We start from the raw sequence: 14,399 nt of genomic DNA, 5'->3' as shown, positions 1-14,399 counted from the left end.
CCCCATCAAAGGCACGAATTGCTTGGGATAGGACCTCCGAGACAACGGCCAAAGCCGCGTCCCGGAACCGCCGCATAATATGACTGGGGTGAGCATGATCGGGTCCTCGTTTTGCGTCCCTTTCTGGGTAGCGACAAACGGGGGGCGCTGCAATCGTGCAGATGGAGTGCTGCAAGGCCTCATCGGAGTGACGTTATTGTCGCTGATCTGCCCGTCGTGGTCCGTGGCGACTAGGATTTGCGCGCTGCTTTGTTAAAAAGGGCGGACAGGCAAGGGACGCGGGCTGATTTCCGATCCGGTTCAGGTCCGGGCTTTTCTCCCCCGGTCGCGGATGAAGGGGGCTTGTGGGCGGCGAGATGCGGTAATGGTGCACATCGCGTGGAAGGGGCTTTGAACGATGCATGGTTGGGGCGGTTTCATCATTGCATGTTTTGTCTTCTTCCTGTCGCACGCGCTGCCGGTGCGCCCGCCAGTGAAGCCTTGGTTGGTGGCCCGGTTCGGGGCGCGCGGGTTTGCATGGGGCTACTCGGCGCTCTCGGTGGCGGTGCTCGCATGGTTGATCGTGGCCGCCGGACGTGCGCCTGTCGTGCTGCTCTGGAGCGGACCCGATTGGCTGCGCCATGTCACGCTCACGGTGATGTTTGCGGTCTGTGTGATCCTTGCCTTTACGCTGGGGCGGCCCAATCCGTTTTCCTTCGGCGGTACGCACAATGAGCGTTTCGACCCGTCGCAACCGGGGATCGTGCGGCTGACACGCCATCCTGTGTTGCTGGCGCTGACGCTTTGGGCGGGGGCGCATCTGCTGGTTAATGGCGATCTGGCGCATGCGATCCTGTTCGGCGCTTTCGCGGGGTTTGCGCTTTTGGGCGGGGGGATGATCACCCGGCGCAAACGGCGCGAAATGGGGGCGGACTATGAGCGTCTTTGGGGCGCAACGCGGGCCGTGCCGCTGCGGCTGTCACCCACGGTTGGGACCGGGCTGCGTCTCGGGGTGGCGGTCATCCTTTACGGCGTGCTGATTGCACTGCACGGGCCGGTGATCGGGATCAGCCCTTTGCCCTGAAGGAGGGCAGGCGGGAAACCGCTTGGCTCCACAAAACTGTCATGCTTGGGTTTTAGGAAGGGCTGAGTGTGCGGCCATCACACTCATGAGAGGGAATTGCGTAAAACTCTGGCATGTTTGGCGCGTTTCGCGATACGAATGCTGCGGTGCAGCCACAAAACGGGGGCTGTGCCTTGTCACAGGAATTAATAGAGTTTTAGCTGAATATAAACGATTGGTCCTGTGTCTGACGTTCGAAACCCTCTTCTCTTTGCATAAGGTGAAACATGCCGCGAAAAGCCCGCACATCCTCCGAGTTCCGCGATGCCCTCCTCAAGCATCTCACCTATACAATGGGGAAAGACCCGGAGCATGCGCAGTTTTTCGACTGGCGTATGGCGCTGTCCCACGCGATCCGCGACCGGATGGTGGATCATTGGGTGGCCTCTACGCGCAAGACCTATGAACAGGACGGCAAGCGTGTCTATTACCTGTCGATGGAATTCCTGATCGGACGCCTGCTCGAAGACGGTATCTTCAATCTCGATATGGTCGAAGAGGTGAAGGAAGCGCTCGACCATTTCGGCATGGACATGCGCACCATTCTGAACGATGAACCGGATGCGGCACTGGGCAATGGCGGGCTTGGGCGTCTCGCGGCCTGTTTCCTCGACAGTCTCTCGACCATCGGTTGTCCGGCCATGGGCTACGGTATCCGTTACGAGAACGGGCTGTTCAAACAGAGCTTCGTCGACGGTCGCCAGGTGGAAAGCCCGGAGACCTGGTTGCAGGAGCCGCACCCTTGGGAATTCGAGCGCCCGGAAGTGCGCTTTACCCTCGGCTTCGGCGGCGATGTGATCTATGAGAACGGCAAGACGCTCTGGCGTCCGGCGGAGCTTATTCAGGCGGAGGCGTTCGACACGCCGATCATCGGTTGGCAGGGCAAATGGGCCAACACGCTCAGGCTCTGGGCGGGGCGTGCGGTGGACCCGTTCGATCTCGGCCTGTTCAATGCCGGTGATTTCGCCGCCGCCGCCGAGCATGAGGCGCTGGCGCGCACCATTTCTCGCGTGCTCTATCCGGAGGACAGTAACGAGGCTGGCAAGGAGCTGCGCCTCAAGCAGGAGTTCTTCTTCTCCGCCGCCTCGATCCGCGACATCCTGCGCCGCTTCGACAGCCAGCATGACGACATTCGCATGCTGCCGAAAAAGGTTGCCATTCAGCTCAACGACACCCACCCGGCGATTGCGGGCCCGGAGATGTTGCGTATTCTGCATGACGAGCGCGGTCTGTCCTTTGAGGACGCGCTGGAGATCGTGCATGGTTGTATGAACTACACCAACCACACGCTTCTGCCCGAAGCGCTGGAGCGTTGGGACGAACGTCTGTTCGGACGTCTGCTGCCGCGGCATCTCCAGATCATCGACCGGATTGATGACGCGCATTACAAGGCGCACCCGCACCGCACGCTTTCGGCCCGCTCCGACGGGCAGGTGAAAATGGGCGAGCTGTCGTTCATCGTTGCCAACCGGGTGAACGGTGTCTCTGCGCTGCACACGGATCTGATGAAGAAGACCGTATTCAGGGAATTGCATGAGCTGCACCCGGATCGCATCGTCAACGAGACAAACGGGGTGACGCCGCGCCGCTGGCTGCACAGTTGCAACCCGGGGTTGTCGCGCCTGATCACCGACACCATTGGCGAGGGCTGGGTGGACGATCTCGAACAACTCGAAAGGCTGGAGCCCTTGATCGGGGACAAGGCTTGGATCGAACGGTTCGAAACGGTCAAATCGGACAACAAGCAGGCGCTTGCGAGCTATGTGGCCCAGACCCATGGGGTGAAGCTCAACACCGAGGCGATGTTCGATGTGCAGATCAAGCGCATGCACGAATACAAGCGTCAGCACCTCAACATCCTCGAAGCCATCGCGCACTGGCAGGAGATCAAGGACAACCCGAACGGTGACTGGACGCCACGGGTCAAGATTTTCGCGGGCAAGGCGGCGCAGGGTTATCATTTCGCGAAAGACATCATCCGGCTGATCAATGATGTTGCCAAACTGGTGAACGCGGATGCGGCGACGCGCGATTATCTTCAGGTCATTTTCCTGCCGAACTACAACGTCACGCTCGCTGAGCGGCTGATCCCGGCGGCGGACCTGTCGGAGCAGATATCGACGGCGGGCAAGGAGGCCTCCGGCACCGGCAACATGAAATTCGCCCTCAACGGTGCGCTCACCGTCGGCACGCTCGACGGGGCCAATGTGGAAATTCGCGAACGCGTGGGCCCGGAGAACTTCTTCCTTTTCGGCATGCTTGCCGACGAGGTGATGCAGCGCCGGATGATTCACGATCACGCGCAACAGGCGATCAACGCCGATCCGCGCCTCGCACGGGCTCTGAACGCCCTGCGCGACGGCACGTTCAGCCCCGAAGATCCGGGTCGCTATACGCATATCGCTGACAATTTGACCTGGTCTGATTATTTCCTGGTCTGTTCGGATTTCTCCGACTACTGGCGCGCCCAACGCGAGGTGGACGAGGCCTATCGGAACCCGGAGAAATGGGCCGAGATGGCGGCTTTGAACGTGGCGCGGTCGGGGTGGTTCTCCTCTGATCGCACAATTCGCGGTTACATGTGCGATATTTGGGGAGCTGAGAGTCTTCTTGCCTAAAAATCAAAGAGTTGATCAGGCCTGAGAATCTCCTAAGCTCGCCCTAACCAAAGGAAATCGCATATGTCCCCGCTGATTGAGAACGACTTCGCAGACCCCAAGGTGCTGACCCAGATCTGCGAGGGGCGCTATGACGATCCTTTCGCCATTCTGGGGCCGCACAAGATCGGTCGGGTGCGTCATGTCACCGTGTTCGATCCCGGTGCGGAGACGATGACGGCGCTCTCCGGCGGCAAGCGCTATCCGCTCGGTCGGGTCGAAGGCTTCAAGGGGCTGTTCCACGGCAAGGTCGCGGGAACTAAACCCTATCTGCTCGAAGGCAAGCAGGGCCAAGAGGTCTGGAAGGTCGATGACGCTTATCGGTTCGGGCCGGTGCTGGGCGAGATCGACGAATACCTCTTGGGTGAGGGCACGCATCACCACATCTGGAAAGCGCTCGGTGCGCATGTGATGGAGCACGAGGGCACCCAGGGCACGCATTTCGCGGTCTGGGCCCCGAACGCGCGGCGCGTGTCTCTGGTGGGCGATTTCAATGCTTGGGACGGGCGGCGTCATGTCATGCGCCGTCGTGGCGCGACAGGCGTCTGGGAAATTTTCATGCCGCAGCTCGGCGAGGGCACGGCCTATAAATTCGAGGTGATGGGTGCCTATGGCGACATCCGGCTCAAGGCCGACCCGGTCGGCTTTGGCTCTCAACACCCGCCGGAAACCGCCTCCGTGGTGCGCGACATTTCGGGCTATGGCTGGTCCGACAAGGCGTGGATCGAGACCCGCCAGAAATTGCAGGGCCGCGATCAGCCGATCTCGATCTACGAGGTGCAACTCGGCTCTTGGCGCCATAAGGAAGGCGGGCGTCCCATCTCCTACAAGGAAGCTGCCGTCGAACTGGTGGATTACGTCAAGCAGATGGGCTTTACCCATATCGAACTGATGCCGATTTCGGAATATCCGTTCGACGGCTCCTGGGGCTATCAGCCGGTCGGTCTCTTCGCGCCGACCATCCGTTTCGGGCCGCCGCATGAGTTCCGCGATCTGGTGAATGCGGCGCACAAGGCGGGGCTTGGCGTACTGGTCGACTGGGTGCCGGGGCATTTCCCGACCGACAGTCATGGGCTTGCGCATTTCGACGGTACGGCGCTTTACGAACATGCCGACCCGCGCGAAGGCTTCCATCAGGACTGGAACACGCTGATCTACAATTACGGTCGCACCGAGGTCGCCAATTTCCTGACTTCCAACGCGCTCTACTGGCTTGAGGAATATCACGTCGACGGGCTGCGCGTGGATGCGGTGGCCTCCATGATCTATCGCGATTATTCGCGCGAGGAAGGTCAGTGGATTCCGAACGTCATGGGCGGGCGCGAAAATCTCGAAGCGATTTCGATGCTTCAGGCCATGAACACGCTGGCCTATGGCGAGGTGCCGGGCGTGATGACCGTGGCCGAGGAAAGCACGGCCTATGCCGGGGTTTCCGCACCGGTCGACGCGGGCGGGCTCGGTTTCGGTTTCAAGTGGAACATGGGCTGGATGAACGACACGCTGGACTACATGTCCCGCGAGCCGATCCACCGCAAATACCACCATCACCAGATGACTTTCGGCATCCACTACGCCTTCTCGGAAAATTTCATCCTGCCGATCAGCCATGACGAAGTGGTGCACGGCAAACGCTCGATGTTGTCGAAAATGCCGGGCAACGAATGGGAGAAATTTGCCAATCTGCGGGCCTATTACGGTTTCATGTGGGGGCACCCCGGCAAGAAACTGCTGTTCATGGGGCAGGAATTCGCTCAATGGCAGGAATGGAACCATGAAAAGGAGATCGACTGGTCCTGTCTCGTGTATCACATGCATGAAGGCGTTCAGCACCTCGTGCGCGATCTCAACATGCTCTATCGCGAGACCCCGGCGCTTTACGCCAAGGATTGCGAGGGCGACGGGTTCCAGTGGATCGAGGCCAACGATGCCGAGGATTCGGTCTATGCCTGGGTACGCCGCGGCCAGCCGGGCGACCCGGAGGTGGTTGTAGTCTGCAACTTCACCCCGGTGGAGCGCATGAGCTACAAACTTGGTTTCCCCTCGGAAGGCCGGTGGATCGAAGCGTTGAACAGTGATGCGGAATGTTATGGTGGCGGTGGCCGCGGCAACATGGGCAGCGCTCTCGCCAAGGCGGATGCCTGGCAGGGGCAACCCGCGGCAGCCGTGATCACCCTGCCGCCGCTTTCGACCATGATTTTTATTAAAGACGACGCGTGATCGGAGGAACGGCTTGTCGCATAGCAGGGCCGTCAGGAAACGCAGGAGAGAGGATAGACATGCCACATACGAGGAACAGGCTGGCACCGCGCACTATGGCCTTCGTTCTGGCTGGCGGGCGCGGCTCGCGGCTCAAGGAATTGACCAATGATCGGGTGAAACCGGCCGTCTATTTCGGTGGCAAGAACCGGATCGTCGATTTCGCCCTCTCGAACGCGCTGAACTCCGGCATCCGCAAGATGGCGATCGCGACGCAGTACAAGGCGCACTCCCTGATCCGCCATATTCAGCGTGGCTGGACCTTCTTTCGGGCCGAGCGCAACGAGTTTCTCGATATCCTTCCTGCGTCTCAGCGCTATGAGGAAAGCACCTGGTATCGCGGTACCGCCGACGCCGTGGCGCAGAACATCGACATCATCGACAGCTACGACGTGGATTACATTCTGATCCTTGCGGGCGATCACATCTACAAGATGGATTACGAGGTGATGATCCGCCAGCATGTCGACACCCATGCGGATGTCACCATCGGCTGTCTGACCGTGGACCGCAAGGAGGCGACGGCCTTTGGCGTGATGGGGGTCGATGCGACCGACCGCATCACCTCTTTCCTCGAAAAGCCCTCAGATCCGCCCGCCATCCCCGGCGAGCCGACCAAATCGCTGGCCTCCATGGGTATTTATGTCTTCAACTGGAAGTTCCTGCGCGAGCGCCTGCTCGAAGATATGGAAGACCCGAACTCGTCTCACGATTTCGGCAACGATCTGATCCCGGAGCTTGTGAAACTGGGCAAGGCCCAGGCGCATCGTTTCACCGACAGTTGCGTGCGCCACCCAGACGCCGAGGCCTATTGGCGCGATGTGGGCACCATTGACGCGTATTGGAAGGCCAATATCGACCTGACGGATTTCACACCGGAGCTTGATCTCTGGGACCGCGAGTGGCCGATCTGGACCTATTCGGAACTGACGCCGCCCGCGAAATTCATTCACGATAGACCCGACCGGCGCGGCTCCGCAGTGAGTTCCATGGTGTCGGGCGGCTGCATCATTTCGGGGACGGAAATTCGTGAGAGCCTGCTGTTCACCCATGTGATGACCAATTCCTATTCCTCGCTCGAACGCGCGGTGGTACTGCCAAAGGCCAATATCGCCCGGCACTGCCGGTTGAAAAATGTGGTGATCGACCGCGGCGTGCAGGTGCCCGAGGGGCTTGTCGTCGGCGAGGACCCGGAGGTCGATGCCAAATGGTTCCGTGTCTCTGCGGGCGGTGTGACGCTGATCACCCAGGAAATGCTCGACCGGAGGGCGCAGGGATTATGAGTGCTGCGGCTGTGAAGGCCGAGGCGCCGATCAAGGTTCTGTCGGTCACCTCGGAATGTGTGCCTTTGATCAAGACCGGGGGGCTTGCCGATGTGGCAGGCTCTCTTCCGTCCGCTCTGATCCCGCACGGGGTCGAGATGCGCACCCTTCTGCCCGGCTACCGTCAGGTGCTCGCGGCGCAACCCGAGGCCGAAACCGTGTTCGAGGTCTGGGACCTGTTCGGGGGTTTCGCCCGCATCCGGCGCGGGACGCTGGGCGAGGGCAAACAGGCGACACCGCTCTATATCCTCGACGCGCCGCATCTTTTCGACCGTGATGGCAAGCCCTATAACGGTCCCGACGGGCATGACTGGTGGGACAACCCGCAGCGCTTTGCGGCGCTGTCTCTGGCCGCTGCGATGATCGCCGCGCATGGCATCGAACAGTGGTTCCCCGACGCGCTGCACCTGCATGACTGGCAGGCGGGGCTGACGCCCGTGTACCTGCGCGAACTGGGGGCGGCGGAGCGGGTCAAGACCCTGATGACCATCCACAATATCGCGTTTCAGGGCTGTTACGGTCCCGATATGGTGCAGACCCTCGGCCTGCCGCCGCAGGGCTTTACACAGAGCGGGTTCGAATACTGGGGGCAGGTCTCGACGCTCAAGGCGGGGATCATGGCCTCGACCAAGGTCTCGACCGTCTCTCCCACCTATGCGCGCGAACTGATGGACGGGGCGTTCGGCATGGGGATGGAGGGCGTTCTTGCCGCGCGTGGTGCGGATTTTACCGGCATCCTCAACGGCATCGACCTCGATCTCTGGAAACCGTCGTACAAATCGCCCAAGGGCAAAGAGAAATTCAAGGCGGCACTGCGCGAGGAACTGCACCTGCCGGACAGTGACGGGCCTTTGTGTGTCGTGATTTCGCGTCTGACCGGGCAGAAGGGCTTCGATCTGCTGCTCGAAGCGCTGCCGACGCTGATCCGACGCGGCGGGCAACTGGCGCTTTTAGGCTCGGGGGAGGGCTATTTCGAGAGTGCCTTCCGCGATGCCGCGCTGAAATACGCAGATGTTGCCGTGCGGATCGGTTACGACGAGGCCTTTGCCCGCCGTCTGATCGAAGGCGGCGATGCGATCCTTGTGCCTTCGCGCTTCGAGCCCTGCGGTCTGACCCAGCTTTACGGGCTGCGCTTCGGCACGATCCCGCTGGTGTCGCTCACAGGCGGTCTTGCCGATACGGTGATCCAGGCCAATCCGGCGGCGCTCTCTGCTGGAGTGGCGACGGGGTTGCAGTTTACTCCGATCACCACGGCGGCGCTGGAAGTTGCGATCCATCGGATGTGCGATCTCTATGCCAAGCCGAAGATCTGGCATCAGATGATGAAGAACGCCATGGCGCAGCCGGTGGGCTGGGACACGTCTGCGGCGGCTTATGCCGATCTGTTCAAGGAGATGGTCGGCGCAAAACCCGGGCAGAGTGAGACGGACGCGCAAGCATGAGTTCCATGACGATCCTTGGCGGTCACGCCGCGCCCCTCGGGGCCACGTTTGATGGCGAAGGCGTCAATTTCGCGGTGTTTTCCGAACATGCCCGCCGGATCACGCTCTGTCTCTTTTCTCCGGACGGGCGCACGGAGACGCATCGCATCGACCTGCCGGAGCGCGACGGCGATGTCTGGCACGGTTATGTGCCGGGATTGCGGCCCGGTCAGATGTACGGTCTGCGCGCCGATGGTCCCTATGCGCCGCATGAGGGGCATCGGTTCAATTACAACAAGCTTCTGCTCGACCCCTATGCCAAGCGCCTGACGCGCCATCCGGAATGGCACGATGCGCTGATGGGCTACCGGGTCGGTCATGCGGATGTGGACCTGTCTTTCGACCGGCGCGACTCTGCGCGCTACATGCCGCGCTGTGTGGTCGAGGATGTGCTTTTCGCCTGGGGCCGGGACAAGCCGCCGCGCCGTCCGACCTCGCAGACGGTGATCTATGAGGCCCATGTGAAGGGTATGACCCAACTGCACCCCGATGTGCAGCACAAGGGAAAATTCCTCGGCCTCGCCTCCGACGCGATCCTCGATCACCTCGTGAAACTCGGCATCACCGCGATCGAACTTCTGCCCGTGCAAGCCTTTCTCAATGACCGGTTTCTGGTCGAGAAGGGGCTGGTGAACTATTGGGGGTATCAGACGCTCGGGTTCTTCGCGCCCGATCCGCGTTACCTCGCCCATGATCAGATCGCCGAGTTCCAGCATATGGTCGCGCGTCTGCATTCCGCCGGGATCGAGGTCATCATGGATGTGGTCTACAACCACTCCTGCGAGGGCAACGAACTTGGCCCGACCTTGTCGTTCCGGGGGCTCGATAACCGCAGTTATTACCGTCTGGCGGAAGACCCGCGCTATTACATCAACGACACCGGCACTGGCAACACGCTCAACATCGACCATCCGATGGTGCTGCGCATGGTGCTCGACAGTTTGCGGTACTGGGTCGAGGAGATGCATGTCGACGGCTTCCGCTTTGACCTTTGCACCACTTTGGGGCGTACACCCACGGGGTTCGACCGGGGTGCAAGTTTCTTTGACGCGATCCGTCAGGACCCGGTGCTGACCCGCGTGAAACTCATCGCCGAGCCTTGGGACATCGGCCCCGGTGGCTACCGCGTCGGAGGCTTCCCGCCGCCCTTCCTTGAGTGGAACGACAAGTTCCGGGACGGCATCCGGCGCTTCTGGCGTGGCGATGCGGGACACGTCGCGGTGCTTGCCGACCGGATCACCGGCTCGGCACTGCAATTCGACCATTCCGGGCGTCCGGCGACGACCTCGGTCAATTTCGTCACGGCCCATGATGGCTTCACCCTTATGGATGTTGTGAGCTACACCCAGAAACACAACGAGGCCAATGGCGAGGGCAACCGCGATGGCCATAATGACAACGCCTCCGACAACATGGGGGTCGAAGGGCCGACCGAGGATCCGAAAATCCTTGCCGCGCGCACGAAACGTCGGCGCAACCTTCTGGCTACGGTGTTGTTTTCGCAGGGCACGCCGATGCTTTTGGCCGGGGACGAGATCGGCAACACGCAATGGGGCAATAACAACGCCTATTGTCAGGACAATGAAATCGGTTGGCTCGACTGGTCGGACTATGACGAGGATTTCCTCGATTTCGTACGCCGCCTGATCGCCTTCCGGCGCGAGCACCCGATCCTGCGGCAGAAACGCTTTTTGCATGCCCGTGAACGCATCGTCGACGGGCTTGAGGACCTGTTCTGGTGGCGCGCCGACGGGCGGCCGATGCGGGACGAGGACTGGGGCGCGCCGGATCTCAAGACGCTTTGCGTCGAGATGCGGATCGCCTCCGGCACGCCGGTCTATGCGCAGCGTGAGGAGGCATTGTTCCTGATTTTCAACCGGGGGCATGATGTGGAGGTCAAGCTGCCGGAATGCGCCGAAGGGCGGCGCTGGCGGCTCTGGATCGACACCGGGCGGCCGGAGATCGACGGCAAGGTGATCACCTTGCCGACCGTTTTCGCCGGATGTGAGACGACGCTGATGCTGGAGCTGGAGGCCTATAATGACTGACCTGAGGCTCGAACTGGCCTATGCGCGCGGCATCTACGCCGAATATTACGACCAGATGGGTGTGCATCATGCGACCTCGGTCGAAACCGCCGTGGCGCTTCTGGCCGCGATGGGGATCGAAGCGGCGACCGAAGAGGCCGCGCGTTTGCATCTCGAAGAGGGCGACGGCGTGTTGCCTTGGGATGTGGTCTGCGAGGCCGGAAAGGCACCGTTCGTCGATATTGGCGAGGCGCGCTGGGAGCTGATCCTTGAGGACGGGGAAGAGACCCGCGGGCAGGGTGTCTCCGATCTGCCGGAGCTGCCCCTGGGCATTCACAGCCTGATCGCGGAATTGCCGGGCGGACCGCAGCGCATCACGCTTCTGGCCGCGCCTGCGACGATCCCGTTGCCGGAGCGGGGCTGGGGCATGACCGTGCCGCTCTATGCGCTCTCGGAAAAGGGCATCGGGTCCTATGACGACCTTCTGCCTTTGGTGCAAAGCCTTGGGGCGAAGGGCGCGGGGTTTGTCGGGATGAATCCGGTCCATGCCGGCTTTCCCACCGATCCGGGGCTGTTCTCGCCCTACACGCCTTCGCACCGTCGCCGCCTCAACGCGCTCTATCTTGCGACTGACACAGGGCGCGGCGGCAAGCTCATTGATTACGTCAAGGCCGGACCGACCCGGCTCAAACATCTGCGCAAGAGCTTCGATAGAACGACTCCGTCGCCAGCCTTCCTTGCCTATGTCGCCTCTGAGGGCCCGGCGCTCGAAACCTTCGCGCTGCATCAGGCACTTTCCGAAGTTCACGGCCCCTTCTGGTGCCATTGGCCGACCGAATATCAGGACCCTGAAAGCGAAGCCTGCGTTGCCGCGCGTTCGGAGCTGAAGGAAGAAATCCTGTTCTGGTCCTGGCTGCAATGGAAGGCCGAGGTGGCGTTGAGCGAGCTTCAGGACGAGGCGAAAGCCTCCGGTATGGCGCATGGCATCTATCTCGATCTCGCGGTAGGCACCCATCCGCACGGGGCCGAAACCTGGGAAGATCGCGAGGTCTTCGCCTTTGGCGCTTCACTCGGTGCGCCGCCCGATGCCTTCTCTGCCGAAGGACAGAACTGGGGTCTTGCACCCTTCAATCCTATCACCTTGCGCGACCGCGCCTATGCGCCGCTGGCGGAAACCTTTGCGCGCCAGCTTCGGGTTTCGGGCATGCTCCGGATCGACCACATTCTCGGCTTTGAGCGCACTTTCTGGGTGCCGCAGGATGCCCCCGGTTCCTATGTCGCCATGCCGCGCGATGCCATGCTGGCCGTCGCCCGGATCGAGGCGGCGCGCGCGGGTGGCATCATCGTCGGCGAAGACCTCGGCAATATTCCGGATGGGTTGCGCGAGGCTCTGAGTGCTTCGGGCGTGCTGGGATGCCGCGTTGCGATGTTCGAGCGCTGGAACTGGGACGACCCGGAATTCAAACCCTCGGAGGCCTATGACGAGGCGGCGGTGGCGTCGTTCTCGACCCATGATCTGCCGACATGGCTCGGCTGGCGGCAAGGTGCCGATATCACCGCGCGGTGCAAGGCGGGGGGCATCGACGGCGCGCAGGCTGTCGAAAATATGGCGCACCGCACCCGCGAGGTCGCGGCCATCGACCGGGTTCTGCCGGGTGCGGATCAGGACGCTCTGCACGACTTCCTCGCACGCACGCCGTCGCGTCTTGTCGCGGTGCAAGCGGAAGTGATTCTTGATATGATAGATCAGCAGAACCTGCCGGGCACCACGAGTGAATACCCCAACTGGCGCATCCGTTTGCCGGGCGGGGCCGGGGCATTGGCCTCCCATGAGAAACTTGAGCGCGTGGCCGAGATCATGCGCCGGAACGACCGATGAAAGAGGAAGACACCATGACCCGCACTGTGGTTGCCACGACCCCGATCGAAGGCCAGAAGCCCGGCACCTCCGGCCTGCGCAAGAAAACCCCGGTTTTCATGCAACCGCATTATCTGGAGAACTTCGTTCAGGCGATTTTCAATGCCACCGGCGGGGCCAAGGGCAAGACCTATGTGCTGGGCGGCGACGGGCGCTATTTCAATGACCGCGCCGCGCAGGTGATCCTGCGCATGGCGGCGGCCAACGGGGCGAAAAAGGTCATCGTCGGTCAGAATGCCTTGCTTTCGACGCCAGCCGCCTCAAACCTCATTCGCAAGCGCAAGACCGATGGCGGCATCATCATGTCCGCCTCGCACAATCCGGGCGGTCCGACCGAGGATTTCGGCGTCAAGTTCAACAGCGAAAATGGCGGTCCGGCCCCCGAAGGCATCACCGACCGGATTTTCGCAGAGACCCTTGAAATCAGCGAGTATTACATCTGCGAGAGCCATGATCTGGACCTCTCCATGCCCGGCATGACGACGATCTACGGCATGGAGGTCGAGGTCGTCGATCCGGTCGCCGATTACCATCTGATGATGGAGGAGATTTTCGATTTCGAGGCGATCCGTGCACTGTTCGCTTCCGGCTTCACCTTGCGGTTCGATGCCATGCACGCGGTCACCGGCCCCTACGCCAAGGCGATCCTCGAAGGCTCTCTGGGGGCGCCCGAGGGCTCCGTCGTCAACGCTGTGCCCTCTCCGGATTTCGGCGGGGGTCACCCGGACCCGAACCCGATCTGGGCCAAATCCCTTATGGATCTGATGTTCTCTGGCGAGGCCCCGGATTTCGGTGCGGCTTCCGATGGCGACGGCGACCGCAATATGATCGTCGGTCGCAACGCCTATGTGACGCCGTCCGACAGCCTTGCCGTGCTTGCGGCCAACGCCACTCTGGTGCCGGGCTATAAGGATGGGCTCAAGGGGGTGGCGCGGTCCATGCCGACCTCGCGCGCGCTCGACCGGGTGGCCGAGGCATTCGGGATTGCCTGTTACGAGACGCCCACGGGGTGGAAATTCTTCGGCAACCTGTTGGATGCGGGGCGGGCGACGCTTTGTGGCGAGGAAAGTGCGGGCACCGGCTCCGATCACGTCCGCGAGAAAGACGGGCTCTGGGCGGTGCTGTTCTGGCTCAATGTGTTGGCCGTGCGCGGTCAGAGCGTGGCAGAGATCATGGCCGATCACTGGGCCAAATACGGTCGCAACTACTATTCGCGTCACGATTTCGAAGCGGTGGACAGCGATGCCGCGCATGGATTGATGCAGGCGCTGCGCACGCGCCTGCCGAACCTGCCGGGTCGTGAGGTCGAGGGCATGGTGATCGAGGCGGCGGACGAGTTCGCCTATGACGATCCGGTCGACGGCTCGCGCTCCGAGGGGCAGGGCATTCGCATCCTCTTCAAATGCGGCGGGCGGATCGTGTTCCGGCTCTCTGGCACGGGGACCGAGGGTGCGACTCTGCGGGTCTATCTCGAAAAGGTCGAGACCAACGCGGCGGCGCTTCAGGACAACCCGCAGAACGCGCTTTCGGGCATCGCGGCGGCGGCCGACAGTCTTGCGGAAATCCGCAACCGCACCGGGCGGAATACGCCCGACGTGATTACCTGAGATTGTTGGGATGTCATAAAAAAGGCCGG

At 61.7% G+C, this 14,399-nt stretch carries 9 protein-coding genes; 8 read left to right on the top strand and 1 reads right to left on the bottom strand.

The genetic code is table 11. The features are described from left to right. Nucleotides 1-183 (bottom strand): sugar phosphate nucleotidyltransferase (locus C8N42_RS22180; protein ID WP_425430528.1); only part of this gene is annotated, 183 nt, incomplete at its 3' end. A gap of 214 nt (nt 184-397) precedes the next feature. Here C8N42_RS22180 and C8N42_RS14875 point away from each other — a divergent pair. From C8N42_RS14875 to C8N42_RS14840, 8 genes are all read left to right on the top strand, one after another. After that, entirely contained in the window at nt 398-1,063 is a 666-nt protein-coding gene (locus C8N42_RS14875) for an NnrU family protein (protein WP_107817365.1), read from the top strand. A 266-nt stretch (nt 1,064-1,329) separates the two neighbouring features. Next, nucleotides 1,330-3,720 carry a glycogen/starch/alpha-glucan phosphorylase gene (locus C8N42_RS14870; RefSeq protein WP_107817364.1) on the top strand — a complete coding sequence of 797 codons (2,391 nt, stop codon included), beginning with the start codon at nt 1,330-1,332 and terminating at the stop codon, nt 3,718-3,720. Nucleotides 3,721-3,783: 63 nt separating this feature from the next. Beyond that, nucleotides 3,784-5,976: a 1,4-alpha-glucan branching protein GlgB gene (glgB, locus tag C8N42_RS14865; protein ID WP_107817363.1), complete on the top strand. Its 2,193-nt coding sequence runs from the start codon at nt 3,784-3,786 to the stop codon at nt 5,974-5,976. 59 nt (nt 5,977-6,035) lie between these two features. Continuing rightward, nucleotides 6,036-7,298: a glucose-1-phosphate adenylyltransferase gene (gene glgC / locus C8N42_RS14860; RefSeq protein ID WP_107817362.1), complete on the top strand. Its 1,263-nt coding sequence runs from the start codon at nt 6,036-6,038 to the stop codon at nt 7,296-7,298. Continuing rightward, nucleotides 7,295-8,779, top strand: coding sequence for a glycogen synthase GlgA (glgA, locus tag C8N42_RS14855; protein WP_107817361.1), 1,485 nt, complete (start codon nt 7,295-7,297; stop codon nt 8,777-8,779). Before glgC ends, glgA begins: the two co-directional genes overlap by 4 nt. Next, the gene (gene glgX / locus C8N42_RS14850) at nt 8,776-10,866 is read left to right on the top strand and encodes a glycogen debranching protein GlgX (protein WP_107817360.1); all 2,091 of its coding nucleotides are present in this window, start codon (nt 8,776-8,778) and stop codon (nt 10,864-10,866) included. The genes glgA and glgX overlap by 4 nt, the downstream gene beginning before the upstream one ends. Further along, nucleotides 10,859-12,724 carry a 4-alpha-glucanotransferase gene (malQ, locus tag C8N42_RS14845; RefSeq protein WP_107817359.1) on the top strand — a complete coding sequence of 622 codons (1,866 nt, stop codon included), beginning with the start codon at nt 10,859-10,861 and terminating at the stop codon, nt 12,722-12,724. Before glgX ends, malQ begins: the two co-directional genes overlap by 8 nt. A 14-nt stretch (nt 12,725-12,738) precedes the next feature. After that, nucleotides 12,739-14,370 (top strand): alpha-D-glucose phosphate-specific phosphoglucomutase, encoded by a 1,632-nt coding sequence (locus tag C8N42_RS14840; protein ID WP_107817372.1) that lies wholly within the window; start codon nt 12,739-12,741, stop codon nt 14,368-14,370. Nucleotides 14,371-14,399 lie beyond the last annotated feature (29 nt).

The sequence above is a fragment of the Celeribacter persicus genome (assembly GCF_003050785.1).
Taxonomy (GTDB): domain Bacteria; phylum Pseudomonadota; class Alphaproteobacteria; order Rhodobacterales; family Rhodobacteraceae; genus Celeribacter; species Celeribacter persicus.
This window is presented reverse-complemented; position numbering and strand designations above follow the sequence as displayed.

Excerpts from the sequence above, each read along its gene's own strand:
- glgX (WP_107817360.1), top strand. The coding sequence starts at position 8,776 with ATGAGTTCCATGACGATCCTTGGCGGTCACGCCGCGCCCCTCGGGGCC.
- malQ (WP_107817359.1), top strand. The coding sequence starts at position 10,859 with ATGACTGACCTGAGGCTCGAACTGGCCTATGCGCGCGGCATCTACGCC.
- C8N42_RS14840 (WP_107817372.1), top strand. The coding sequence starts at position 12,739 with ATGACCCGCACTGTGGTTGCCACGACCCCGATCGAAGGCCAGAAGCCC.
- glgB (WP_107817363.1), top strand. The coding sequence starts at position 3,784 with ATGTCCCCGCTGATTGAGAACGACTTCGCAGACCCCAAGGTGCTGACC.
- glgC (WP_107817362.1), top strand. The coding sequence starts at position 6,036 with ATGCCACATACGAGGAACAGGCTGGCACCGCGCACTATGGCCTTCGTT.
- C8N42_RS14875 (WP_107817365.1), top strand. The coding sequence starts at position 398 with ATGCATGGTTGGGGCGGTTTCATCATTGCATGTTTTGTCTTCTTCCTG.
- glgA (WP_107817361.1), top strand. The coding sequence starts at position 7,295 with ATGAGTGCTGCGGCTGTGAAGGCCGAGGCGCCGATCAAGGTTCTGTCG.
- C8N42_RS14870 (WP_107817364.1), top strand. The coding sequence starts at position 1,330 with ATGCCGCGAAAAGCCCGCACATCCTCCGAGTTCCGCGATGCCCTCCTC.